Source organism: Streptomyces coeruleorubidus (assembly GCF_008705135.1).
Taxonomy (GTDB): domain Bacteria; phylum Actinomycetota; class Actinomycetes; order Streptomycetales; family Streptomycetaceae; genus Streptomyces; species Streptomyces coeruleofuscus.
The window spans coordinates 2027312-2049234 of sequence record NZ_CP023694.1 but is presented as its reverse complement, the minus strand read 5'-3'; the positions used below and the strand labels follow the sequence as shown (position 1 = coordinate 2049234).

Annotated in this window: 21 protein-coding genes; 10 read left to right on the top strand and 11 right to left on the bottom strand. The window is 71.4% G+C overall.

Translation table 11 applies throughout. The features are described from left to right. Positions 1 to 22: 22 nt before the first annotated feature. On the bottom strand, positions 23 to 484 hold the full coding sequence (locus tag CP976_RS09600) for a MaoC family dehydratase (RefSeq protein WP_150479953.1): 462 nt from the start codon (positions 482 to 484) through the stop codon (positions 23 to 25). A gap of 121 nt (positions 485 to 605) precedes the next feature. On the opposite strand from CP976_RS09600, the gene soxR reads away from it, so the two are divergent. After that, positions 606 to 1076, top strand: coding sequence for a redox-sensitive transcriptional activator SoxR (gene soxR, locus CP976_RS09595; protein ID WP_086846866.1), 471 nt, complete (start codon positions 606 to 608; stop codon positions 1074 to 1076). Between the two features lie 114 nt (positions 1077 to 1190). Here the strand turns inward: soxR and CP976_RS09590 are convergent, their stop codons facing one another. Next, complete coding sequence (locus CP976_RS09590) at positions 1191 to 1931, bottom strand: 3-keto-5-aminohexanoate cleavage protein (RefSeq protein WP_167537310.1); 741 nt, start codon at positions 1929 to 1931, stop codon at positions 1191 to 1193. A 93-nt stretch (positions 1932 to 2024) separates the two neighbouring features. Next, positions 2025 to 2627: a hypothetical protein gene (locus CP976_RS09585; protein ID WP_150479952.1), complete on the bottom strand. Its 603-nt coding sequence runs from the start codon at positions 2625 to 2627 to the stop codon at positions 2025 to 2027. Between the two features lie 266 nt (positions 2628 to 2893). Here CP976_RS09585 and CP976_RS09575 point away from each other — a divergent pair, with 266 nt between their 5' ends. Continuing rightward, positions 2894 to 5692 (top strand): penicillin acylase family protein, encoded by a 2799-nt coding sequence (locus tag CP976_RS09575; protein WP_150479951.1) that lies wholly within the window; start codon positions 2894 to 2896, stop codon positions 5690 to 5692. A 19-nt stretch (positions 5693 to 5711) separates the two neighbouring features. Here CP976_RS09575 and CP976_RS09570 read toward each other — a convergent pair whose 3' ends face one another. Together CP976_RS09570 and CP976_RS09565 are read right to left on the bottom strand one after the other, a co-directional pair. Continuing rightward, positions 5712 to 7028 (bottom strand): serine-threonine protein kinase, encoded by a 1317-nt coding sequence (locus CP976_RS09570; protein WP_150479950.1) that lies wholly within the window; start codon positions 7026 to 7028, stop codon positions 5712 to 5714. 107 nt (positions 7029 to 7135) lie between these two features. Beyond that, positions 7136 to 8371 carry an exo-beta-N-acetylmuramidase NamZ family protein gene (locus CP976_RS09565; RefSeq protein WP_150479949.1) on the bottom strand — a complete coding sequence of 412 codons (1236 nt, stop codon included), beginning with the start codon at positions 8369 to 8371 and terminating at the stop codon, positions 7136 to 7138. Positions 8372 to 8525: 154 nt separating this feature from the next. On the opposite strand from CP976_RS09565, the gene CP976_RS09560 reads away from it, so the two are divergent. Genes CP976_RS09560 through CP976_RS09550 form a run of 3 tightly spaced genes read left to right on the top strand, consistent with a single transcriptional unit; the run spans position 8526 to position 11582 of the window. Then, the gene (locus CP976_RS09560) at positions 8526 to 9299 is read left to right on the top strand and encodes an SDR family oxidoreductase (protein ID WP_150479948.1); all 774 of its coding nucleotides are present in this window, start codon (positions 8526 to 8528) and stop codon (positions 9297 to 9299) included. Further along, the gene (locus CP976_RS09555; RefSeq protein WP_150479947.1) at positions 9296 to 10960 is read left to right on the top strand and encodes a class I adenylate-forming enzyme family protein; all 1665 of its coding nucleotides are present in this window, start codon (positions 9296 to 9298) and stop codon (positions 10958 to 10960) included. The genes CP976_RS09560 and CP976_RS09555 overlap by 4 nt, the downstream gene beginning before the upstream one ends. 28 nt (positions 10961 to 10988) lie before the next feature. Next, on the top strand, positions 10989 to 11582 hold the full coding sequence (locus CP976_RS09550; protein WP_150479946.1) for a TetR/AcrR family transcriptional regulator: 594 nt from the start codon (positions 10989 to 10991) through the stop codon (positions 11580 to 11582). A 156-nt stretch (positions 11583 to 11738) separates the two neighbouring features. Here the strand turns inward: CP976_RS09550 and CP976_RS09545 are convergent, their stop codons facing one another. Together CP976_RS09545 and CP976_RS09540 are read right to left on the bottom strand one after the other, a co-directional pair. Next, on the bottom strand, positions 11739 to 12953 hold the full coding sequence (locus CP976_RS09545) for an acyl-CoA dehydrogenase (protein WP_150479945.1): 1215 nt from the start codon (positions 12951 to 12953) through the stop codon (positions 11739 to 11741). A gap of 5 nt (positions 12954 to 12958) precedes the next feature. Further along, on the bottom strand, positions 12959 to 13981 hold the full coding sequence (locus CP976_RS09540; protein ID WP_150479944.1) for a phosphotransferase family protein: 1023 nt from the start codon (positions 13979 to 13981) through the stop codon (positions 12959 to 12961). 198 nt (positions 13982 to 14179) lie between these two features. Here CP976_RS09540 and CP976_RS09535 point away from each other — a divergent pair, with 198 nt between their 5' ends. Beyond that, positions 14180 to 15124 (top strand): NADP-dependent oxidoreductase, encoded by a 945-nt coding sequence (locus tag CP976_RS09535; RefSeq protein WP_150479943.1) that lies wholly within the window; start codon positions 14180 to 14182, stop codon positions 15122 to 15124. Between the two features lie 136 nt (positions 15125 to 15260). Here the strand turns inward: CP976_RS09535 and CP976_RS09530 are convergent, their stop codons facing one another. Genes CP976_RS09530 through CP976_RS09515 form a run of 4 tightly spaced genes read right to left on the bottom strand, consistent with a single transcriptional unit; the run spans position 15261 to position 17480 of the window. Then, complete coding sequence (locus CP976_RS09530; protein WP_150479942.1) at positions 15261 to 15605, bottom strand: DUF202 domain-containing protein; 345 nt, start codon at positions 15603 to 15605, stop codon at positions 15261 to 15263. Continuing rightward, entirely contained in the window at positions 15593 to 15985 is a 393-nt protein-coding gene (locus tag CP976_RS09525; RefSeq protein WP_150479941.1) for a YidH family protein, read from the bottom strand. Before CP976_RS09525 ends, CP976_RS09530 begins: the two co-directional genes overlap by 13 nt. A gap of 31 nt (positions 15986 to 16016) precedes the next feature. Further along, positions 16017 to 16553: an NUDIX hydrolase gene (locus CP976_RS09520; RefSeq protein WP_150479940.1), complete on the bottom strand. Its 537-nt coding sequence runs from the start codon at positions 16551 to 16553 to the stop codon at positions 16017 to 16019. A 27-nt stretch (positions 16554 to 16580) separates the two neighbouring features. Next, on the bottom strand, positions 16581 to 17480 hold the full coding sequence (locus CP976_RS09515) for a DMT family transporter (protein ID WP_150479939.1): 900 nt from the start codon (positions 17478 to 17480) through the stop codon (positions 16581 to 16583). A gap of 366 nt (positions 17481 to 17846) precedes the next feature. On the opposite strand from CP976_RS09515, the gene CP976_RS09510 reads away from it, so the two are divergent. From CP976_RS09510 to CP976_RS09495, 4 genes are all read left to right on the top strand, one after another. Further along, positions 17847 to 18797 carry a hypothetical protein gene (locus CP976_RS09510; protein WP_150479938.1) on the top strand — a complete coding sequence of 317 codons (951 nt, stop codon included), beginning with the start codon at positions 17847 to 17849 and terminating at the stop codon, positions 18795 to 18797. A gap of 37 nt (positions 18798 to 18834) precedes the next feature. Next, entirely contained in the window at positions 18835 to 20370 is a 1536-nt protein-coding gene (locus CP976_RS09505) for an APC family permease (RefSeq protein ID WP_150479937.1), read from the top strand. 111 nt (positions 20371 to 20481) lie between these two features. Next, entirely contained in the window at positions 20482 to 21207 is a 726-nt protein-coding gene (locus CP976_RS09500; RefSeq protein ID WP_150479936.1) for a molybdopterin-dependent oxidoreductase, read from the top strand. Next, positions 21191 to 21805, top strand: coding sequence for a cytochrome b/b6 domain-containing protein (locus CP976_RS09495; RefSeq protein WP_150479935.1), 615 nt, complete (start codon positions 21191 to 21193; stop codon positions 21803 to 21805). Before CP976_RS09500 ends, CP976_RS09495 begins: the two co-directional genes overlap by 17 nt. The last annotated feature ends 118 nt before the right edge of the window (positions 21806 to 21923 follow it).

Here is a 21923-nt window from a genome sequence, read left to right as displayed (position 1 = left end):
GCCAGAGGATGGTCCGCCGGGGTCAGAAGTAGTAGCGGGCGACGGACTCGGCGACGCACACGGGCTTGTCGCCGCCCTCGCGCTCCACGGTGAAGGCGACGGTCACCTGGACGCCGCCGGACACGTCGTCGACGCCGGTGATCGTCGCGGTGGCGCGCAGCCGGGAGCCGACGGGGACGGGGGAGGGGAAACGGACCTTGTTCGTCCCGTAGTTGACACCCATCTTCACGCCCTCGACGGAGATCAGCTGCGGCCCGAAGAGGGGGAGCAGCGACAGCGTGAGATAGCCGTGGGCGATGGTGGTGCCGAAGGGGCCCGCCGCGGCCTTCTCCGGGTCGACGTGGATCCACTGGTGGTCGCCGGTGGCCTCCGCGAAGAGGTCGATCCGCTTCTGGTCGATGTCGAGCCAGTCGGTGTACCCCAGTTGCTCGCCCACCGCCGACTTCAGGTCGTCGACGGACGTGAAGATCCTCGGCTGTGCCATGTCCCGGCCTCTCGCGTCAGGAAGTCTGCGTGCGCTCGTATCTCTAAGCGACTGCTTAGCATGGTCGGCTGCGGGGGCCGTGTCAACGGGCTCGGGAGGGTCGATCGGTAGGGTTCGAGGGGTGCCCCAGATTTCAGAGAAGATCCACGAGCTCACGGTCGGCCAGCTGTCGGCGCGCAGCGGGGCCGCCGTCTCCGCCCTGCACTTCTACGAGTCCAAGGGCCTGATCAGCAGTCGCCGCACGTCGGGCAACCAGCGCCGCTACTCGCGTGACACGCTGCGCCGGGTCGCCTTCATCCGGGCCGCGCAACGGGTCGGCATCCCGCTGGCGACGATCCGCGAGGCGCTGGCGGAGCTTCCCGAGGAGCGGACGCCGACCCGGGAGGACTGGGCGCGGCTCTCGGAGGCCTGGCGCTCGGAGCTGGACGAACGCATCAAGCAGCTCAACCGCCTCCGCGACCACCTCACGGACTGCATCGGCTGCGGCTGCCTCTCCCTCGACACCTGCGTCCTCTCCAACCCGGGCGACGTCTTCGGCGAACGCCGAGCGGGCTCGCGCCTGATGGTGGACAAGGGCCGCACGTCCGCTTAGCTGCGGGCAGTCGTGCCTCCCTCAGTGCCTTAAGGGCCTGGGAGGTACCTCCAGGGCGGCGCCCGTCCCAAAGAAGCGGCACCCCGCTACGCCGGGCTGCGGGCCCGCCCGGCCTCAGCAGCGATGCTGAGCACCTCGGTGGCCTGCCTCGTACTCCACCAACCCCGCCGTGACCAACTCCGCGTTGGACCCGGCCGGTCGTCCAGACGGCAGACGCAGCACATCCTCCACCCCGATCCGCGTCGCCAAGCCCAGCTCGCCCGCAAGCCGCAGCACCGGCCACGCGCCCCCGTCCTCCCCGTGCAGCAGCACAGGACGCCCGTGCGCGGCACCCAGGTCGGACAACAATCCCTGCGCGGAATCCACCGCACTCGAAGGCCCGGTATCCGTCACCTCGGCCAGCACCCGCAGCACCTTCGGCCCCGACGCCGAGGCGGCGAACCGCTCCGCACCGTCCGTCCCGGACCAGATGCCGGCCTCCACACCCACCCCCAGATCCAGGAGCAGGGCGGCGACCTCCTCCGCACCGGGCTCATGCCAGTTGACCGAGGCGTGGTCGGGCAGGACGGTCCAGCCCCGTATCCGCTCCAGCCTGGCGGCAGGGTCCGGCTCGGCCCATGCCCCCGTGGTCACACCCACCGGCACCGGCACCCGCGCCCGGATCGCCGACAACGTCTCCGCGAGCACGCGCGGCGACAACGTGTCCCGCCCGCACGGTGTCTTGGGATGGACATGGATGTCCGTGGCCCCGGCCGCGACGGCGTCGGCGGCCGAGTCGGCCATGGACTCGGGCGTCAGCGGCACCGCCGTACCGTCGGCGGCGGTCCGCGGACCGTTCAGACACACTTGCACCATGTCCCGATGGTGCCAGTCACCACTGACAGCCGGCCCCGGCGACGACAGTGGGGGTGCGGCATCCCCGGCGCACCCCCCGCGCACCCGCATTCGTCAAGCCGACACCAACACCCTCGCCCGCCTGGCGTCCGCCAGAGCCTCGGGCGTGAGCACCGGACGCGGCACCAGAATCCCGCAGTCCGTGCAGACCGGACCCGCCGAAGGCTCGTGGTCCAGGTCGTACTTCCAGGCGAGTTGCACCCCGCCACACACCGGGCACATCGAGCCCGGTTCGCGCTCCAGCGCGGCGATCAGCCGGCGCAGCACCTCGGCCAGTGGTTCACGGGGATGGACCGCCGGATCGTCGCACCACGCCACGCCGAAACCGCCCCAGGTCAGCCGGTGCCAGTCGTCCACCGTGCCCGGCCTGCGCAGTCCGTCGTGCTTCTCCTTCTTGCGGCGCTCGGCGAACTCGACCTCGTAGGCCAGCCAGACCGCCCGCGCCTCCTCCAGTTCGTCCAGTGCGGCCACGAGCCGCGCTGGATCGGGGGACCGGTCCTCGGGACCGAACCCTGCCCGGGAACACAGATGGTCCCAGGTCGCCCTGTGCCCGTAAGGGGCGAACCTCTCAAGGCACTTGCGCAGCGAATAGCGCCGCAGTGCCAGATCGCACCGCGGATCGCGGACCTGTCTCGCCAGACTCCGGAAACCGGCCATCGTCCTGCACCTCCGTCACACCTGCACCTGTAATCCGGTCACTTCGGCGTCGTCGTAAGGACGTCGCCGAATAGACGTATCGACAAGCGAATCGGCTCCATCCGATTTCAAATGGCCTCCATAAGCCGTCCGACGAGGCCCTGAGTCGACTGCCGTGTCTTGTGTGCCTGTTGTGCTGACTCCAAAAAGTGACGCTTGCTCATCTTCAATCCCGGGGATACCGGCGGTAACATCCCCGCCCATCCCCATCGGGAGGAGCCCCCCACATGCCACGGCGTAACCCACGCACCGTTCTCGACAGAATGAGAACTCCCCGCGGAATCCCCGGGTTCCTGAAGACCGCATCGGTATGCGCGCTGATCGCAGGTCTTTTGTCGCCGTTGTCACAGGCGGCCGCCTCGGAGACGGAGACCGCGCAGACCACGGCGGCGGGGAACGACTACTGCGGCAACCAGTGTTCGGACATCCTCCCGCCCGGCCAGAACGGCAACGCCACCCTCGCGCAGATCCTCCTGAACCAGGCCTTCGGCACCCAGCCCGAACACGCAGAGGACCAGCTCGGGCCGTATGCCGACCTCGCCAAGGGGTACACCGGCCTCACCAACGACAAGATCAACAACTTCTTCAACGACGCGTCCTTCGGGGTCCCGGCGGACCAGGTCGCCTCCACCGTCAAACCCGCCGGACGCGGTGACGTGACGATCGTCCGGGACAAGAAGACCGGTGTGCCGCACATCACCGGTACCACCAGATACGGCACGGAGTTCGGTGCCGGCTACGCGGCCGCCCAGGACCGGCTGTGGCTGATGGACGTCTTCCGACACGTCGGGCGTGGTCAGCTCACCTCCTTCGCGGGCGGCGCGCCCTCCAACCAGGGCCTGGAACAGCAGTTCTGGCGGCACGCCCCCTACTCCGAGGCCGATCTCCAGGCGCAGATCGACAACGCCGTCGCCACCAACGGCGAGCGCGGCAAGCTGGCGCTCGCCGACGTCAAGGCCTACCTCGACGGCATCAACGCCTACATCGACGCCTCCGACAGCGGCCGGTACTTCCCCGGGGAGTACGTCCTCACCGGGCACAAGGACTCGGTCACCAACGCCGGGAAGATCGAGCACTTCAAGATCACTGACATGGTCGCCCTGGCGTCCGTCATCGGCGCGCTGTTCGGCTCCGGCGGAGGCGGCGAGGTCAACAACGCCCTCTCGCTCCTGGCCGCCCAGGAGAAGTACGGCGTCGCCGAGGGCACCAAGGTGTGGGAGTCCTTCCGCGAGCGCAACGACCCGGAGGCCGTCCTCACCCAGCACGACGGCAGCTTCCCGTACGCGACCAAACCGGCCGACCCGCAGGGCCGGGCCCTGCCCGACGCCGGCTCGGTGACCCAGGAACCGCTGGTCCACGACCGTACGGGCAGCGCGGCCGGCTCGAGCGCCACCGGCGCCTCCAGGGAGGCGGCCAAGACGGCCCTGTCGTCCGCCAAGCGCGGCATGTCCAACGCCCTCGTGGTGGGCGGCGAGCACACCGCCAGCGGCCACCCGGTCGCCGTGTTCGGCCCGCAGACCGGCTACTTCGCGCCCCAGCTGCTCCTCCTTCAGGAGCTCCAGGGGCCGGGCATCAGCGCCCGCGGCGCCTCCTTCGCGGGCCTGAGCATGTACGTCGAACTCGGCCGCGGCCAGGACTACTCGTGGAGCGCCACGACCTCCGGCCAGGACATCATCGACACGTACGCCGTCGAGCTGTGCCAGGACGACTACCACTACCTGTACCGCGGCACCTGCACGCCGATGGAGAAAGTCGAACGGAAGAACGCCTGGAAGCCGACGGTCGCCGACGGCACCGCGGCCGGCTCGTACACGATGCGCGTCTGGCGCACCAAGTACGGACCCGTCGAGTACCGCGCGACGGTCGGCGGCAAGAAGGTCGCCTACACCTCCCTGCGCTCGTCCTTCATGCACGAGGCCGACTCCATCATCGGCTTCCAGATGCTGAACGACCCGGACCACGTGAAGGGCCCGGAGTCCTTCCAGAAGGCGGTGCAGCACATCAACTACACCTTCAACTGGTTCTACGTCGACTCCGAGCACACCGCGTACTACAACAGCGGCGACAACCCGGTGCGCGCGAACGGCGTCGACCCCGAGTTCCCGGCCTGGGCCCGGCCGGCACACGAGTGGCGGGGCTGGGACCCGGCGACCAACACGGCCGACTACACCCCGCCCTCCGCCCACCCCAACTCCATCGACCAGGACTACTACATCTCCTGGAACAACAAGCAGGCCAAGGACTACACGGCCGCGCCCTGGGGCAACGGCTCCGTGCACCGCGGCAACCTCCTCGAGGACCGGGTGAAGAAGCTGGTCAGGCAGGGCGGGGTCACCCGGGCCTCGCTGGTGAAGGCGATGGCGGATGCCGGGGTCGCCGATCTGCGGGCGCAGGACGTCCTGCCCAAGCTGCTGAAGGTCGTCAACAGTTCGCCCGTCACCGACCCCACCGCGGCAGCCGCCGTCGGCAAGCTCCAGGCGTGGGTCGCCGCGGGCGGCAAGCGCACGGAGACGTCGGCCGGTTCCAAGAAGTACGCCGACGCCGACGCGATCCGCATCCTGGACGCCTGGTGGCCGCTGCTGGTCAAGGCCGAGTTCGAACCGGGACTCGGCAGCGAGCTGTTCTCGGCGATGACCGCCAACCTTCCCGTCGACGAGTCCCCGTCCGCCGCCCACGGCCCGACCGGGTCGCACGCCGGAAGCTCCTTCCAGTACGGCTGGTGGAGCTACGTCGACAAGGACATCCGGGCCGTGCTCGGCGAGCAGGTGCGGGGGCCGCTGGCCCGCGAGTACTGCGGGGGCGGAGAGCTCGGCGCCTGCCGTGACACCCTCGTCAGCACCCTGAAGGAGGCGGCCGGCAAGACCGCGGCCCAGGTCTACCCGGGCGACGACGTGTGCTCGGCGGGCGACCAGTGGTGCGCCGACTCGATCAACCACCGCACCCTCGGCGGTATCAAGCACGGCAAGATCAGCTGGCAGAACCGGCCGACCTACCAGCAGGTCGTGGAGTTCACCTCACATCGGTGAGGCACGGTCCGGCGGCGGGTCAGCGGATGCGGCCCGCCGCCAGCACCAGCCGGGCCAGCTCCTCGTGCAGGATGTCGCTGTGCGCGCCGGCGGGCGGGCCACCGCGTCTGACCACCGCCGCCGCGTCGACGTTCACGCACCCCGAGGCGGGCAGCTTCGCCCGCAGCGCCTCGGCGAGGGTGTACACGCGCGTGCCCGGCACCGCCCGCACCCCGCCGTAGCCCATCGCACCCCACTTGGCGCCCAGGGCCCGCCCGATGCCGAGGTCCGCGACCGAGCGGCTGTCGCCCGCCATGCGCGAGGCCAGCGGATACATCGTGCCCAGGGCCGTGTCGTGCCGGGAGTGGCAGCACACCAGGGGACCGTCGACGCGGTTCTGCTGCCCCTGGAGCACCCCTCCGGCGCGCGCGTCGTGCGGCAGCCGGGCCGCGAACGCGTAGTGGGAGAACGCCCCTTGGAGCAGCGTCACCGACTTCACCGTGCGCACGCCCTCGGGGAGGCCGCGCAGCGCGAACGAGACCAGCCGCGCGCCGAAGCTGTGCCCGACGAGGTGCACGCGCACGCCCGGCGCCGCCTTCGCGAGCTGCCCGACGACCCGGCCGAGACCGCGCTCGCCGACCGTTCCCGCGCGCCGCTTCATCGCGTAGTACGTCGCCTGCCGCAACAGCTCGTGCGCCCCCTCCCAGGGGTTGGGGAGACCGAACTCCTGCCGCGCGCCGGACGCTTGGAGGCCGGCCAGTGCCCGGGCGAACTCCTCGCAGGCCGCCGCCGAGGAGCCGGCGAACATCTCCGGCTCGCTCTGCGGCACGCCCTCCGCCACCGTGTCCGCCGCGAACAGCGCCTGCGGCCCGGGCGCCACCACCTCCACCAGCAGCCGCACCAGCCGCCCGAACTCCTCCAGTTCGGCCTCCTCCGGCGGCTGCTGCTCCAGCAGCCGGGCGATCTGGTCGACCAGGATCGCCCGGCCCGGGAAGGACTCCAGAAGCGCGTGCCGCGTGTCCTTGTCGAGCACCGGGCGCCGGGGTGTTTCGGCGGCAACGGCCCGCGGGAAGTCCGGGATCGGTTCGTCGGAGAACCGCATGGCGGGCCACAGCACCCCGACGTACCCGATCCGGGCCGTCGGGGCCAGCCGCGGGACGGGCGCCAGGAACCGGTCGTAGAGCCGGGTCGCACCCGAGCGGTCGTTGTTCCAGCCGTGCGCGAAGACGACCAGGTCGCGCACCTTCCGTTCGGTCACCCCGGCGAGCAGCCGGTCGCGCTGACGGCCCGCCGGGTCCCCGTCCGCGTCGAAGGTCAGCTCCCAGTAGGGAGTCACGCTCATCGCCTGATCCGCCATGACAGGCCCCCTGTTCCCCCGGGTGACGCGCGCGTTGTGGCGCATCGTCCTGCCAACGGGGGAGCTTGGCCATACGTCACGGGCGCATTGGGCGCGCGATGACGAACTCAGCGGTAGAGGAGGTACTTCCGCCGTGTCCGCCGGAACGCCGCCAGCTCCTCCTGCCACCCCGCCACGACCTCGTCGGTGTCCGCGCCCGCGTCGATCATCGTGCGCACGCGCGCGTAGCCGGTGAGTTTGTCGATCCAGTTGTCGGGGCGCCAGGCGAACCCGCTCCACACCTTCCTGGCGGTCACGAGCAGGGCGATCCCCGTCCGTACGGGGTCGAAGGCGTTCCGGTCGTGCACATGGATCTGCACACCGCCGATCGTCCTGCCCTGGAACTTGGAGAAGGTGGGCGCGAAGTACGCCTCCCTGAACCGCACACCGGGCAGGGCGAGTTCGTTCGCGGCCGCGGCCCAGCGCCGGTCGACGCCCTCCGCGCCGAGCAGCTCGAACGGCCGGGTCGTGCCGCGCCCCTCCGACAGGTTCGTGCCCTCGAACAGACACGTCCCCGAGTACACCAAGGCCGTCTCCGGCGTCGGCATGTTCGGGCTGGGCGGCACCCAGGGCAGCCCGGAGGCGTCGTAGAAGTCCGAGCGCTTCCAGCCCGACATCGGCACGGTCTCCAGCGGTACGGGATCGGTCAGGAACTCCTCGTTGAACAGCCGCGCCAGCTCCGCGACGGTCATCCCGTGGGCCTGGGAGATCGGCTGCCGACCGACGAACGTGGCGAACTCCTTGTGCAGGACGGGTCCGAGGGCCGCCCGCCCGGTCACCGGGTTGGGCCGGTCCAGAACCACGAACCGCTTGCCGGCGAGCCGCGCGGCCTCCATGCAGTCGTACAGGGTCCAGATGTACGTGTAGAAGCGGGCGCCGACGTCCTGGATGTCGAAGACGACCGTGTCCACGCCGGACGCGGTGAAGATGTCGGCGAGCGGCCGGCCGCTCTTGAGGTACGTGTCGTAGACGGGCAGGCCGGTCGCCGGGTCGTCGTAACGGCCCTCGGAACCGCCGGCCTGGGCGGTGCCGCGGAAGCCGTGTTCAGGGCCGAAGACGGCCCTCAGATCCACTCGGGTGTCCGCGTGCATGACGTCGACGATGTGGCGGACGTCGCGGGTGATGCCGGTGGGGTTGGTGACGATGCCGACCTTCTGGCCGTCGAGCGGGGTGTAGCCGTCGTGGGCGAGTCGTTCGAAGCCGGTGCGGAGTTGTCTGGGGCGCTGGGCGGCGGTTGCGGTGGGTGTGGCCGAGACGGCTGCCGCCGTGGCCGCCGTGAGTAAGGCTCGTCTTGAGGGGCGCATGGGGTGGGTGGCCTCCGTGATCCGTTATGTGCCACTTTCGTGGTGGCTGGTCGCGCAGTTCCCCGCGCCCCTAAGGGTGTTGCGGTTGCCCCTTCCTTGAAACATACCGACCGGTTAGTCTGGCGCCATAGCTGAGCCGCGTCTAAGGAGACCGATGGTGGGAGCCTTTCAAGGGGCTGGAGTCGTTGTCACGGGGGCAGGCGGCGGAATCGGAGCCGCACTCGCCCGGCGCTTCGCCGCCGAGGGAGCCCGGGTCGTCGTCAATGACCTGGACGCCGAGCGGGCCAAGCACGTCGCGGAGGAGGTCGGGGGTGTCGCCGTGCCCGGTGACGCCTCGGCGATCGTCGCCGACGCCCGCGGCGCGCTCGACGGGAGCGTCGACATCTACTGCGCCAACGCCGGCGTCGCCTTCGACGGCGTCGATACCGGTCAGGCGCTGGACGAAAAGGCCTGGGCGACCTCCTGGGACGTGAACGTCATGGCGCACGTCCGGGCCGCTCACGAGCTGCTGCCCGCCTGGCTGGAGCGGGGCAGCGGACGTTTCGTCTCCACCGTCTCCGCCGCCGGGCTGCTCACCATGATCGGCGCGGCGCCCTACGCAGTCACCAAGCACGGCGCGCTCGCCTTCGCCGAGTGGCTGTCGCTGACGTACCGGCACCGGGGCGTGAAGGTCCACGCCATCTGCCCGCAGGGCGTACGCACCGACATGCTGGCCGCCACCGGCAGCGCGGGCGACCTGGTGCTCCAGCCGACCGCGATCGAGCCCGAGGCCGTGGCGGACGCCCTGGTCAAGGGCATCGAGGAGGACCGCTTCCTGATCCTGCCGCACCCCGAGGTCGCCGCGTACTATCAGGCCCGGGCCGGTGACCCCGACCGCTGGCTGACCGGCATGAACCGCATCCAGCAGCAGTGGGAGGAGAACCGGTGACCGAGTCCCGCTACGCGGCCAAACCCTGGCTGGACCTGCTGAACGACGTCCAGAAGGGCGCGATAAGCCCCGCCGACTCCCTCGTGCACGCGCTGCGCGGGGCCGTGGACGAGACGCCGGACAGCGACTTCCTGGCCTACTTCGACGGCCGCCTGACCTACCGGGACGTCGACGAGCTCAGCGACTCCGTCGCCGGCCATCTCGCGGCGCGCGGCCTGGAGCGCGGCGACCGGGTCGCGGTGCTGCTCCAGAACTCCCCGCACTTCGTCCTCGCCGTGCTGGGCGCCTGGAAGGCGGGCGCGGTCGTCGTGCCGGTCAACCCGATGTACAAGTCGGGCGAGGTGGCCCACGTCCTGCGGGACGGCGAGGTCGCCGCGCTGATCTGCTCGGACCGGGCGTGGGAGTCGTATCTGCGCGAGACCGCGGCGGACTCGACCGTGCGGATCGTGCTCACCGGATGCGAGCTGGACTTCCAGACGCGGGACGACGCGCGCGTGCTGACCTTCGAGCGGCTGCCGCAGGCCCCGGACGCCGACGATCTGGTCGCCGTGGCACGGGCCGGGCACAAGGCGCCCGGGGACCGGGACCCCGCTCCCTCCGACATCGCGCTGATCAGCTACACGTCGGGCACCAGCGGCACGCCCAAGGGCGCGACCAACACGCACGGCAACATCATGTACAACGCCGAGCGGCAGCGGACCGGCCTGGGACTGCCCGAGCGGCCCGTCTACTTCGCGCTGGCACCGTTGTTCCACATCACCGGCATGGTCTGTCAGTTCGGCGCCTGTCTGAGCAGCGCCGGCACGCTCGTACTGGCCTACCGCTTCGAGGCCGGCGTCGTGCTCGACGCGTTCTCCGAGCACCGGCCGCACTACACCGTCGGCCCGTCCACGGCCTTCATGGCGCTGGCCGCCCATCCGGCCGTCACCCGCGACCACTTCTCCTCCTTCCGGGTGATCTCCTCCGGCGGCGCCCCGCTGCCGCCCGCGCTGGTGGAGAAGTTCCGGGCCGGCTTCGGGCCGTACATCCGCAACGGGTACGGACTGACCGAATGCACCGCGCCGTGCGCCTCCGTGCCGCCCGGTCTTCAGGCGCCCGTCGACCCGGTCTCCGGGACCCTCGCGGTCGGCCTGCCCGGCCCCGACACGGTCGTACGGATCGTCGACGACAAGGGCGACGAGGTGCCGTTCGGCGAGCAGGGCGAGATCGTCGTCCGGGGGCCGCAGGTCGTGCCCGGCTACTGGCGGCGCCCCGACGCCACCGCCGAGACGTTCCCCGGGGCCGAACTGCGCACCGGCGACATCGGCTTCATGGACGAGCAGGGCTGGCTGTACGTCGTCGACCGCAAGAAGGACATGATCAACGCGTCCGGCTTCAAGGTGTGGCCGCGCGAGGTCGAGGACGTGCTCTACACACACCCGGCGGTGCGCGAGGCGGCTGTCGTCGGCGTGCCCGACGGGTATCGCGGGGAGACCGTCAAGGCGTACATCAGCCTGCGTCCGGACGCCGACACGGACCCCGATGCACTCGCCGCCTACTGCAAGGAGAGACTGGCCGCCTACAAATATCCGCGACAGGTGGAGATCCTGCCGGACTTGCCGAAGACGGCCAGTGGGAAGATCCTCCGTCGGGAGCTTCGTTCCCGGACGCAAGGCAACTGACAGCAGTACGGAAAGGCAGGTGGCGGCAGTGCCCAGGACCACGGACCCGGACGGCACCCCCGTACCTCAGCGGCTCCTGGCCGCCGCCACCCGGCTCTTCGCCGAGCAGGGCTACGACCGCACCTCGGTGCAGGAGATCGTCGAGGCGGCCGGCGTCACCAAAGGCGCGCTGTACCACTACTTCGGCTCCAAGGACGACCTCCTGCACGAGGTGTACGCGCGCGTGCTGCGCATCCAGCAGGAAAGACTCGACGCCGTCGCGGGCTCCGACGAGCCGGTGGAGAAGCGGCTGCGGGCCGCGGCCGCGGACGTCGTGGTGACGACCATCGACAACCTCGACGACGCGATGATCTTCTGGCGGTCCATGCACCACCTGAGCCCCGAGAAGGACAAGCAGGTCCGCGCCGAGCGCCGCCGCTACCACGAGCGCTTCCGCGCGCTGGTCGAGGAGGGCCAGCAGTCGGGCGTCTTCTCCAAGGCGACCCCGGCGGACCTGGTGGTCGACTACCACTTCGGGTCCGTCCACCACCTGTCGACGTGGTACCGCCCCGAGGGCCCGATGAGCCCCCAGCAGGTGGCCGACCACCTGGCGGACCTGCTGCTGCGAGCCCTGCGCCCGTAACCGCGCAACCCAGCCCGTCCGGCGTTTGAGGACGAGGCCGTTCAGGCCGAAGGGGGTCCAGGGGGCGCAGCCCCCTGGCGGGGTCGAAGGGGCGGAGCCCCTGGAGATGGGACGGGTAGGGGCGGCGGGGGCGAGAAACCCCGCCGCCCCGCCGCGTCACACGTACCGCTTCAACTCCCGCCGCGCCAGCGACCGCTGATGCACCTCGTCCGGCCCGTCCGCGATCATCAGCGTCCGCGCCGCCGCGTACAGCTCCGCCAACGGGAAGTCCTGGCTCACACCCCCCGCACCGTGCAACTGGATCGCCCGGTCGAGAATGTCCACCACCGCGCGTGGCGTAGCGATCTTGATCGACTGGATCTCGGTGTGCGCCCCCTTGTTGCCCACCGTGTCCATCAGCCACGCGGTCTTCAGCACCAGCAGCCGCAACTGCTCCACGGTCACCCGCGCATCCGCGATCCAGTTGTGCACCACACCTTGCTGCGCCAGCGCCTTCCCGAAGGCCGTACGGGACACCGCCCGCCGGCACATCAGCTCGATCGCCCGCTCCGCCATCCCGATCAGCCGCATGCAGTGGTGGATCCGGCCGGGACCCAGCCGCGCCTGTGCGATGGCGAAGCCGCCGCCCTCCTCGCCGATGAGGTTCGACGCCGGCACGCGCGCGTGGTCGAAGATCACCTCGGCATGGCCGCCGTGGGAGTGGTCCTCGTAGCCGAAGACCTGCATCGCGCGCTCGATCGTCACGCCCGGCGTGTCCCGGGGGACCAGGATCATCGACTGCTGACGGCGGATGTCCGAACCCTCCGGGTCCGTCTTGCCCATCACGATGAAGATCTTGCAGTCCGGGTGCAGCGCCCCGGAGATGTACCACTTGCGGCCGGTGACGACGTACTCGTCGCCGTCCCGCTCGATGTGCGTGGTGATGTTGGTGGCGTCCGAGGAGGCCACATCGGGCTCGGTCATCGCGAACGCCGAGCGGATCTCGCCCGCGAGCAGCGGCTCCAGCCACTGCTTGCGCTGCTGCTCGTCCCCGAACTGGGTGAGCACCTCCATGTTGCCCGTGTCGGGTGCCGCGCAGTTCGTCACCGTCGGGGCGATGTGCGGGGAGCGCCCCATGATCTCGGCGAGCGGCGCGTACTGGAGGTTGGTGAGCCCGGCACCGTACTCGGAGTCCGGCAGGAAGAGGTTCCACAGGCCCTGCCTGCGCGCCTCGGCCTTCAGCTCCTCGACCACCGCCGGGGTCTCCCACGGCGAGGCGAGCTGCGCCCGCTGCTCCTCCGCGACGGCCTCGGCCGGATAGACGTACTCGTCCATGAAGGCCAGCAGTTTGCCGCGCAGCTCCTCGGTGCGCGCGTCGAACGCGAAGTCCATGTCCGTCAGCCTTCCTGAAGGGTGGTGAGACCGTGCTCGATGAAGACGGGGACCAGGTCGCCGATGCGGTCGAAGCCGCGCCCGACCGTCTGGCCCAGGGTGTAGCGGTAGTGGATGCCCTCCAGAATCACGGCGAGCTTGAACCAGGCGAACGCCGTGTACCAGGAGACCGCGGAGACGTCGCGCCCCGAGCGGGCGGCGTACCGCTCGATCAGTTCGGCCGGGTCCGGGTGCCCCGGCGCCTCCGCCGTCGTGGAGACGGGGGAGTCAGGGGCGTCGAGCGGCAGGCTGTACATCGCCAGCAGGCCCAGGTCGGTGAGCGGGTCGCCCAGGGTTGACATCTCCCAGTCGAGGATCGCCTTGATGCGGTCGTCCTCGCCGATCAGGACGTTGTCCAGCCGGTAGTCGCCGTGCACCACGGCCGGGGCGGGGGAGGCGGGCAGCCGCCGTCCGAGCGTCGCGTGCAGCTCGTCGATCCCGGCAAGCTCGCGGTTGCGCGAGGCGTCCAGCTGCTTGCCCCAGCGCCGCAGCTGCCGGTCCAGGAAGCCCTCGGGCCGGCCGAAGTCGGCGAGCCCCACCTCGCCCGGGTCCACCGCGTGCAGCTCCACCAGCGCGTCCACCAGGTTCAGCACCGCGCCCCGGGTCCGCTCCGGACCGAGCGGGGCGAGCTGGTCGGCCGTGCGGTACGGGGTGCCCTCGGCGAACTCCATGACGTAGAACGGCGAGCCGAGCACCTCCTCGTCCTCGCACAGCAACACCGGCCGCGGAACCGGCACGGCGGTCGGGTGCAGCGCGCTGATCACGCGGTGCTCGCGCTTCATGTCGTGCGCGGTGGCCAGGACATGGCCGAGCGGGGGCCGCCGTACGACCCACCGGGAGGTGCCGTCGGAGACGGCGTAGGTGAGGTTCGACCGTCCGCCCTCGATCAGCCGGCCGGACAGGGCGCCGCTCACCAGGCCGGGCCGCTCGCGGTCGAGCAGGCCGCGCAGCCGGTCCAGGTCGAGTCCGGGCGGGTGGTCGGGGCTCATGCGTCGCTCCTACGGGCAGGTGAACAGTTCCCGACTCATGATGCCGACCGGTCGGTATGTCGTCCAGAGCGGGGCCGAAACGTGATCGGAGCCACGATAGGCCGACAACTCCCGCCGCGGGGCGCCGGGGAGGCCCCGGCCGGTTCGTTCAGGCCATCCGGCTTGCGTGCCGCGCGGGGAGCACGGAGGGTCGGAGCCATGAAGGCCATCAGCTACTCACGGTACGGCGGACCCGAGGTGCTGGCGTTCGGCGAGGTCCGCGATCCCAAGGTCGGCCCGGACTCGGTGCTGGTGAAGGTGCGGGCTGCGTCCGTGAACCCCGTCGACTGGAAGGCCCGCGAGGGCTACCTCGAAGGGCTCCTCGAAGCCGCCTTCCCCGTGGTGCCCGGCTGGGACGTCTCGGGCGTCGTCGTACGGCCCGGCGTGGCCGTGTCGGAGTTCGACGTCGGCGACGAGGTCATCGGGTACGTACGCGAGGACTTCCTCTCCCGCGGCACTTTCGCCGAGTACGTGGCCGCGCCCCTGCGCACCCTCGCACGCAAGCCGCGCAACCTCTCCTTCGAGGAGGCGGCCGGACTGCCGCTGGTCGGGCTCACCGCCTACCAGGTGCTGGTCAAGGTGCTCGAGGTGAAACGGGGCGAGACGGTGCTGGTGCACGCCGCGGCCGGCGGGGTCGGCTCCATCGCCGTGCAGCTCGCCGCCCACCTCGGCGCCCGGGTGATCGGCACGGCGAGCGAGCCCAACCACGACTTCGTGCGCGGCCTCGGCGGGGAGCCGGTGGTGTACGGCGAGGGCCTGGGCGAGCGCGTGCGCGGGCTGGCGCCCGAAGGGGTGGACGCGGTGTTCGACACGGTCGGCGGGGACGCGCTGAAGGTCTCGGCCAACCTGCTGGCCCCCGAAGGCCGCCTGGTGTCGATCGCCGACGTCGGCGTCGTGACCTACGGCGGCCGCTACTACTTCGTCCGCCCCGACCCCGAGGACCTCCAGCGCCTGTCCGATCTGGCGGAACAGGGCGTGGTGCGCGTGCACGTCTCCGAGACGTTCCCACTGGAACGGGCGGCGGACGCGTACCGGCTCAACGAGGAGGGCCGGACCCGCGGCAAGATCGTCGTGACGGTGGACTGGGATCCGGAGGACATGTAGCCGGCGGCCGCACCCTGGCGACCGGCGTCCTGCCCTCTGGCATCTCCTGCCGTGCGGTGCCCCGGCGTGCGGCGTCGTCCTGGGGTCCGGGGCGGGATGCCCCTGCGGCCCGCCGCCCCCCGGCAGTGTCCCGTCCCTAGAGCACGAGCGCCGCCCCGCACACCGCCAACGCCATCGTGCACAGCACCGCGGCCGTGGCGCGCCGGGGCTCGAACGCGGCAGGGGTCGCGGTGGCGGAGAGGGCGCGGATACGTCGGTGGGCGATGCTCAGGAAGCCCAGCCACAGGACGCAGCACAGCGCGCACGCGACGAGCCCGGGCGCCGACGCCCCGCCGTGCAGCGCGGTCTTCACGGCGAGCACGGTGGAGGCCGTGGCCGACAGCGTCGTACGCCGCCACGCGAGCCGGGTCCGCTCGGGTTGCAGCCCGGGGTCGCGGTCGGGGTCCTGCCGCCGGGCCGCCGGCGCGTTCACCCCTCCCATCCCACGAGCACCACGACGACCATGGCGAGGGCGACGATCGCGACGACGAGGCTCAGCACCGCCGGGAACCGGGACACCGGCAGGTCCTCGCCCCGGCGCATGGCCCGCTCGCAGCGCACCCAGTGGTTGACCGCCCGCAGCGAGCACAGCACGCCCGCGGCCAGCAGCGCGAGCGCCAGCCCCACGCGCCAGCCCCAGCGCAGGTCCGGAAGGAACTGGTCCACGGCGAAGCCACCGCCGATCAGCGCGAGCGCGGTGCGCAGCCAGGCCAGGAAGGTGCGTTCGTTCGCCAGCGAGAACCGGTAGTCGGGCGTGTCGCCGTCCTTCCGCACCTGCGCGGGAGCGAACCACAACCGGACGTTCCGTACGAACTCGATCACGTGCGCGACCCTACCGGGGACGACAGCCCGCTCAGCCCCTCGACCGAAACGCCCTGAGCCGCTCGTACGCCGCCAGCCCGTCCGGCACCCACTCCCAGTCGCCCAGGCGCCGCCGCACCTCGTCCTCGGGCAGGAAGTCATGCCAGGCCACCTCCTCGGCCTGCGGCTGGACCGGAAGGTCGCAGCGGACCTCGTACACCGCCGACCACCAGGTCTGGCCTGCGCCGTTGTCGTAGAGGAACTTGAAGAGGTACCGCGGGAGCGGCAGACCCGTGACGCCCAGTTCCTCCTCGGCCTCGCGCAGGGCCGCCGTGTCATAGGTCTCGCCCGCGCCGACCACCCCGCCGACGAACATGTCGTACAGGGAGGGGAAGACCAGCTTGGTCGGCGTCCGCCGGTGCACGAAGATCCGCCCCGCGGCGTCCCGGGCCTGGACGAACACACAGCGGTGCCGCAGACCCCTGGCGTAGGCCTCGCCCCGCGGCGACTGCCCGGTGACCCGGTCGTTCTCGTCGACGATGTCGAGGATCTCGTCAGCGGCACTCACGCCCTCGCCCCCAGCACTCATGCCCTCATCCAAGCAGGGCGCGAGACATCACTGCGGCTGCGGCTGGAGCCGCCCCACGCGTGCCCGCTCCACCGTCCCCGTCGGCATGGCCGGATGCAGGCCCAGCAGCATGATCCCGGCCACCACGGCCAGGAGACCGCCCGCCTCCCAGCTCAACGCCACCGCGTCGGTCCGCAGCCGGTCGCCCAGGAAGCCGACGCCGCAGATGATCCCGGCGATCGGCTGGGCCGCTGTCAGCGCGGGCAGCGACTTGCGCAGGGACGCGGTCTCGAAGGCGCTCTGCACGAGGAGCAGCCCCGTGACGCCCAGCGCGAGGACGGCGTACGGCTGCCAGCCGGTCAGCAGCCCGGCGAAGCCGCCCTCGGCGAACTTCTCCCCGCTCACCCGGGTCAGCGCGTCCTGCACGCCGTACAGCAGCCCGGCGGCCAAGGCCAGCAGCACCGGCCCTGAGCCCAGCCGGGAGCGCTTCGCGTGCGCGGTGAGCAGCAGGGCGACCCCGATCATGGCCCCGATGATCAGCCACTGCCGCATCGGATCGGCCGTCGCGGCACCGCCGTGTGGCTCGCCCGCCACGATGAACGTGGTCACACCGCCCGCCAGCAGCAGAAGTCCCGCCCAGCCCTGGCGGCCGAGCGGCTGCCGGGTCTGCCGCCGGGACAGCGCGAGCGCGAAGAGCAGGTTCGTCGCGAGCAGCGGCTCCACCAGCGACAGCTCGCCCTGGCCCAGCGCGGCGGCGCCCAGCGCCGTACCGGCCACCATCAGCCCGATGCCGCCGAGCCAGCGCGGCACCTTCACCAGGTCGATCAGCAGCCGGAAGGACAGGAAGTCGTTGAGCGGGGCGCGCTGGGCCGCGTTCTGCTGAAGCACGAAGCCGAAGCCCAGACAGCAGGCGGCGCTCACGGCGAGCACCAGGACAAGAACCGACACGCGGTGTACCTCGATCATCAGGTCGGGTTCACGATGGCGTAGGGGCCGACTGTACCGGCCGGCTCCGCCCGGCGCGCCCGTACGTCGTCCCATCCTGAGCGGTGGTGACCTCCCAGCACTATGACGCACGCCACAAAGGGCGAAACGGATAAATCGGATGGCCGCCCCGCGTTTCCCCAGCTCCACTTTGATCACAAAACCCTCACGAGTAACAGCAGTTGACGCGTGTAACGCCCTGGTGGCCCTTGACGTCAACCGTTGGCTGGGGGTTGGCTGTGCGTGATCAGTTCATGGCGAAGCGCACACACGCGCTCCATCGACCGCCGTGAGCCGAAACACAAGAAGAGCGCGTGAGGAAGTTCCGCGGTGCCCCCACCCCCGCCTCCCCTCGGCCGTGGCCGCAGACGTGCGTCTCAGGCCTTCGACGAGGCCCTCGACGACGCCGACCTCGTGGCCGCGCGCGCCGCGCTGGCGCAGGGCCGCTGGCAGAACGCCCGCTCCCTGCTGGTGCACACCGCGGACGACTGGGACCGGCGCGGCCACCGCGTCACGGTCCTCGCACGGGAGCCCTACTGCGCCGCATGGGCCCGTGAGTGGCTGCTCGCCGAACCCGAGTCCGCCGACGCCGCCGTCCTGCTCGCCCTCGCACAGGTCCGGCGCGCCCTGCACGGCAAGGGAAAGCCGGTCCGGGCCCGCGAGGCCTGCGCGACCGCCGCCGCCCGCACCCCCGCCGACCCCACCCCCTGGCTCGGCCTGCTCCTGCTGGAGTGCGCGGTCGGCACCGACCAGGACGTGGTCCGGACCTTCGAGCAGGTCCGCGCCCGGTACGCCGACCACCACCACGCCCACCACCTGATGGTCGCCCGGCTCGCCGGACGCCGCACGGAGGCCGGCCCGGACCCGCTGCACGAGGTCTACGACTTCGCCGGCTGGGCCGCCGAACAGGCCCCCGCCGACTCCCCGCTCGCGATCCTGCCGGTCATCGCGCACGCCGAGCGCTACCGCGCGCTGGCCGCCGCCGGGCACGAACCCGCCGACCCGGCCGCCTCGGGCCACTGGACGGGCCGCCGCGCCCGGCAGGTGATGAAAGCCGCCTTCGACTGGTGGCTGGAGTGGGAGCTGGAGGGCCATCCGCGCCGGCTGATCGACCTCAACTTCCTCGCCCACGCCAAGTTCTGCGAGGGGCGGGGCGCCGAGGCCGCCGCCCTGTTCCACCGGATCGGCCGGCACGCCACCCCGGCGCCCTGGTCGTACCCGGACCGCGACCCGCACACCGCCTTCGCCGCCGCCCGCGCCGCCGCGCTGGGCACGGCCTGACACCCCCCGGAAATCCACAAGTGAGGACGCTCTCCCGATGACCACGGACAGTTCGAGCACGAGCACATCCGCAGCCGGCGGCATCAGTACGTTCAAGGGCCAGGAGCGCGCCCTGCGCGCCGACCGGCTCGGCACCGGGGGACTGCTGCTCTCCGTCCTCGCCGCGACCGCCCCGCTCATGGTGGTCGCGGGTGTCATGCCCACTACATTCGCGGTGATGGGCATCGTCGGCCAGCCGCTGCTCTTCGTCGTCCTCGGCGTCGTCCTGATCCTGTTCAGTATCGGCTACGCCGAGATGAGCCGTCACGTCCACAACGCCGGCGCCTTCTACGCGTACATCTCCCGCGGCCTCGGCGGCACCGCCGGCGCGGGCGCCGCCCTGGTCGCCCTCGTCGCCTACAACGCGCTCCAGATCGGCATCTACGGCATCTTCGGCTTCGAGGTCTCCGGGCTCCTCGCCACCTACGCCGAGGTGGAGATCGCCTGGTGGATACCGGCGCTCGTGGCCGCGCTCGCCGTCGGTCTGCTGGGCTGGCTGAAGATCGACGTCAACGCGCGCGTGCTCGGCGTGCTGCTCGTCATCGAGGTGCTCCTCGTCGTGATCTTCGACGTCGCCGCCCTCGCCGACCCCGGCAAGGAAGGCCTCTCGCTGCACGCCTTCAACCCCGACACCCTCACCGGCGCGGGCGTCGGCACCGCACTGTGCTTCTGCATCGCCGCGTTCCTCGGCTTCGAGCAGGCACCCGTGTACGCCGAGGAGACCAGCCGTCCGCACGTCCTGGTGCCGCGCGTGATGTTCCTCGCCGTCGGCGGGGTCGCCGTCTTCTTCGCGCTGAGCAGCTGGGCCCTCACCGTCGCCACCGGCCCCGCCGCGATCGTCGGCACCGCCCAGAAGCAGAGCGCCGGGCTGCTGTTCTTCCTCACCGAGTCCCGCCTCGGCGGCACCTTCACGGACGTCCTGCACGTCCTGTTCGTCACCGGCATGTTCGCCGCCCTGCTCAGCTTCCACAACGTCGTCGCCCGGTACGCCTTCGCCATGGGCCGCGAAGGCCTGCTGCCCGCCGCCTTCGGCCGCACCAGCGGCACCAGCGGCGCTCCCGGCACCGGCTCGCTGCTCCAGACCGTCGTGGCCGTGGTGGTCGTGGCCGCCTTCGCGATCGCCGACGACAAGCCGGCCGGCGACCCGACCGCGCCCGTCCTGCAGCTGTTCACCTGGTTCGGCAACATCGGCGCCCTCGGCGTGATCGTGCTGATGGCGGCGGCCTCCCTGTCGGTCGTCGTCTTCTTCGTCCGCCGGGGTGCCGCGGGCGCCCAGGCCTGGCGGCTGGTCACCTCCGCGCTGGCGGGCCTCGCCCTGCTCGTGATCGCCGGCTACACGGTGAAGGACTTCGAGGTCCTCGTCGGCGCCGGCCCTGACTCCTCGCTGAGCTGGATACTGCCCGGCATCATCGGCCTCGCCCTGGCCGCCGGCCTGGTCCTGGGCCTGGTGCTGCGCGCCCGCGCCCCCGAGAAGCACGCCCGGATCGGGCTCGGCAACGAGGCGTTCCAGCTGGACAAGGCGGCGTCGTCCTGACCCCGGCCGCGTAAGAAGTGGTTACGGAACTCTGACGAGCACCCGCGATCCCTGTCCTGACGGGGTCGCGGGTGTTCGAATGAGAACGTGAACGAGGACGTACATGAGGGCATGAACGACGGACCCCCCGGACAACGGGGCACCCCGGTCGGCCGCCGCGTCTTCCTCGGCACCCTCGGTCTGGGCGCCCTCGGTGTGGTTGCCGCGCCCCGGCTCCAACGCGGCCTGGAGGGCTTCCTCGGCGGCGCCGCCGACAAGGACCCCACCGGCCTGGCCGGACTGCTCCCGAACGGCGGCGGCTTCCGCTACTACTCGGTCGCCTCGTCCGTTCCCCGCAAGAACGCCGACAGTTACCGCCTCACGATCGACGGCCTGGTCGACCACCCCACGACCTACACCCTGGCCGACCTCAAGGCCCTGCCGCAGACCCGCCTGGTCCGCGACGTCCAGTGCGTCACCGGCTGGCGCGTCCCCGACACCCCCTTCGGGGGCGTACGCCTGTCGCGCCTCCTCGACACCGCCAGGGTCCGCCCCACCGCGAGGGCCATCCGCTTCACCTGCTTCGACGGCACGTACACCGAGAGCCTCACCCTCGCCCAGGCCCGCCGCGCGGACGTCCTGGTCGCCCTGCGCATGCAGGACAAGGACCTCGGCCACTCCCACGGCGGCCCGGTCCGCCTCTACGTGGCGCCCATGTACTTCTACAAGTCCGCCAAGTGGCTCTCCGGCATCACCGTCACCGACGAGGTCCGGCCGGGCTACTGGGAGGAGCGCGGCTACGACGTCGACGCCTGGGTGGGCCGCTCGAACGGACGTGACGATGAGCCCACGACCTGACACCGCGGTCGCTGTCAGGCGCTTCAGCCGGGCCGAGCGCTGGGTACACCGCACGACGGCCGCGCTCATGGGCGTCTGCGTCCTGACGGCGGCCTGCCTCTACGTCCCCCAGCTCGCCGAACTCGTAGGCCGCCGCGCCCTCGTCGTCACCCTGCACAAGTGGACCGGCCTGGCCCTGCCCGTCCCGGTCCTGGCGGGCCTCGCCTCCCGCGCCCTCCGTACCGACCTGGGCCACCTCAACCGCTTCGGCCCGCACGACCGCACCTGGCTGCGCGCCGCCCTGCACCGCGACAAGCGGCACGGGTCCCGCCCCGCGGGCAAGTTCAACGCCGGCCAGAAGCTCTACGCGTCCTGGATCGCCGGCGCCACCCTCGTCATGCTCGGCACCGGCCTGATGATGTGGTTCACCCACCTCACCCCCCTCCTGTGGCGCACCAGCGCGACGTTCGTCCACGACTGGCTGGCCCTCACCATCGGCATAGTCCTGGCCGGCCACATAGGCATGGCCCTGGCCGACCCGGAGTCCAGGAGAGGCATGCGCACGGGCTCGGTGAGCAGAGAGTGGGCGGACCAACAGCACCCTCTATGGCGCCAGTAGGTTTCTTTCAGGGGCGCGGGGAACTGCGCGAACAACCCCCACTCACCCGCACCCGCCCAACCACCACACCCCCTACGGCGCTGAGGCCCCAGGGGCGCGGGGAACTGCGCGAACAACC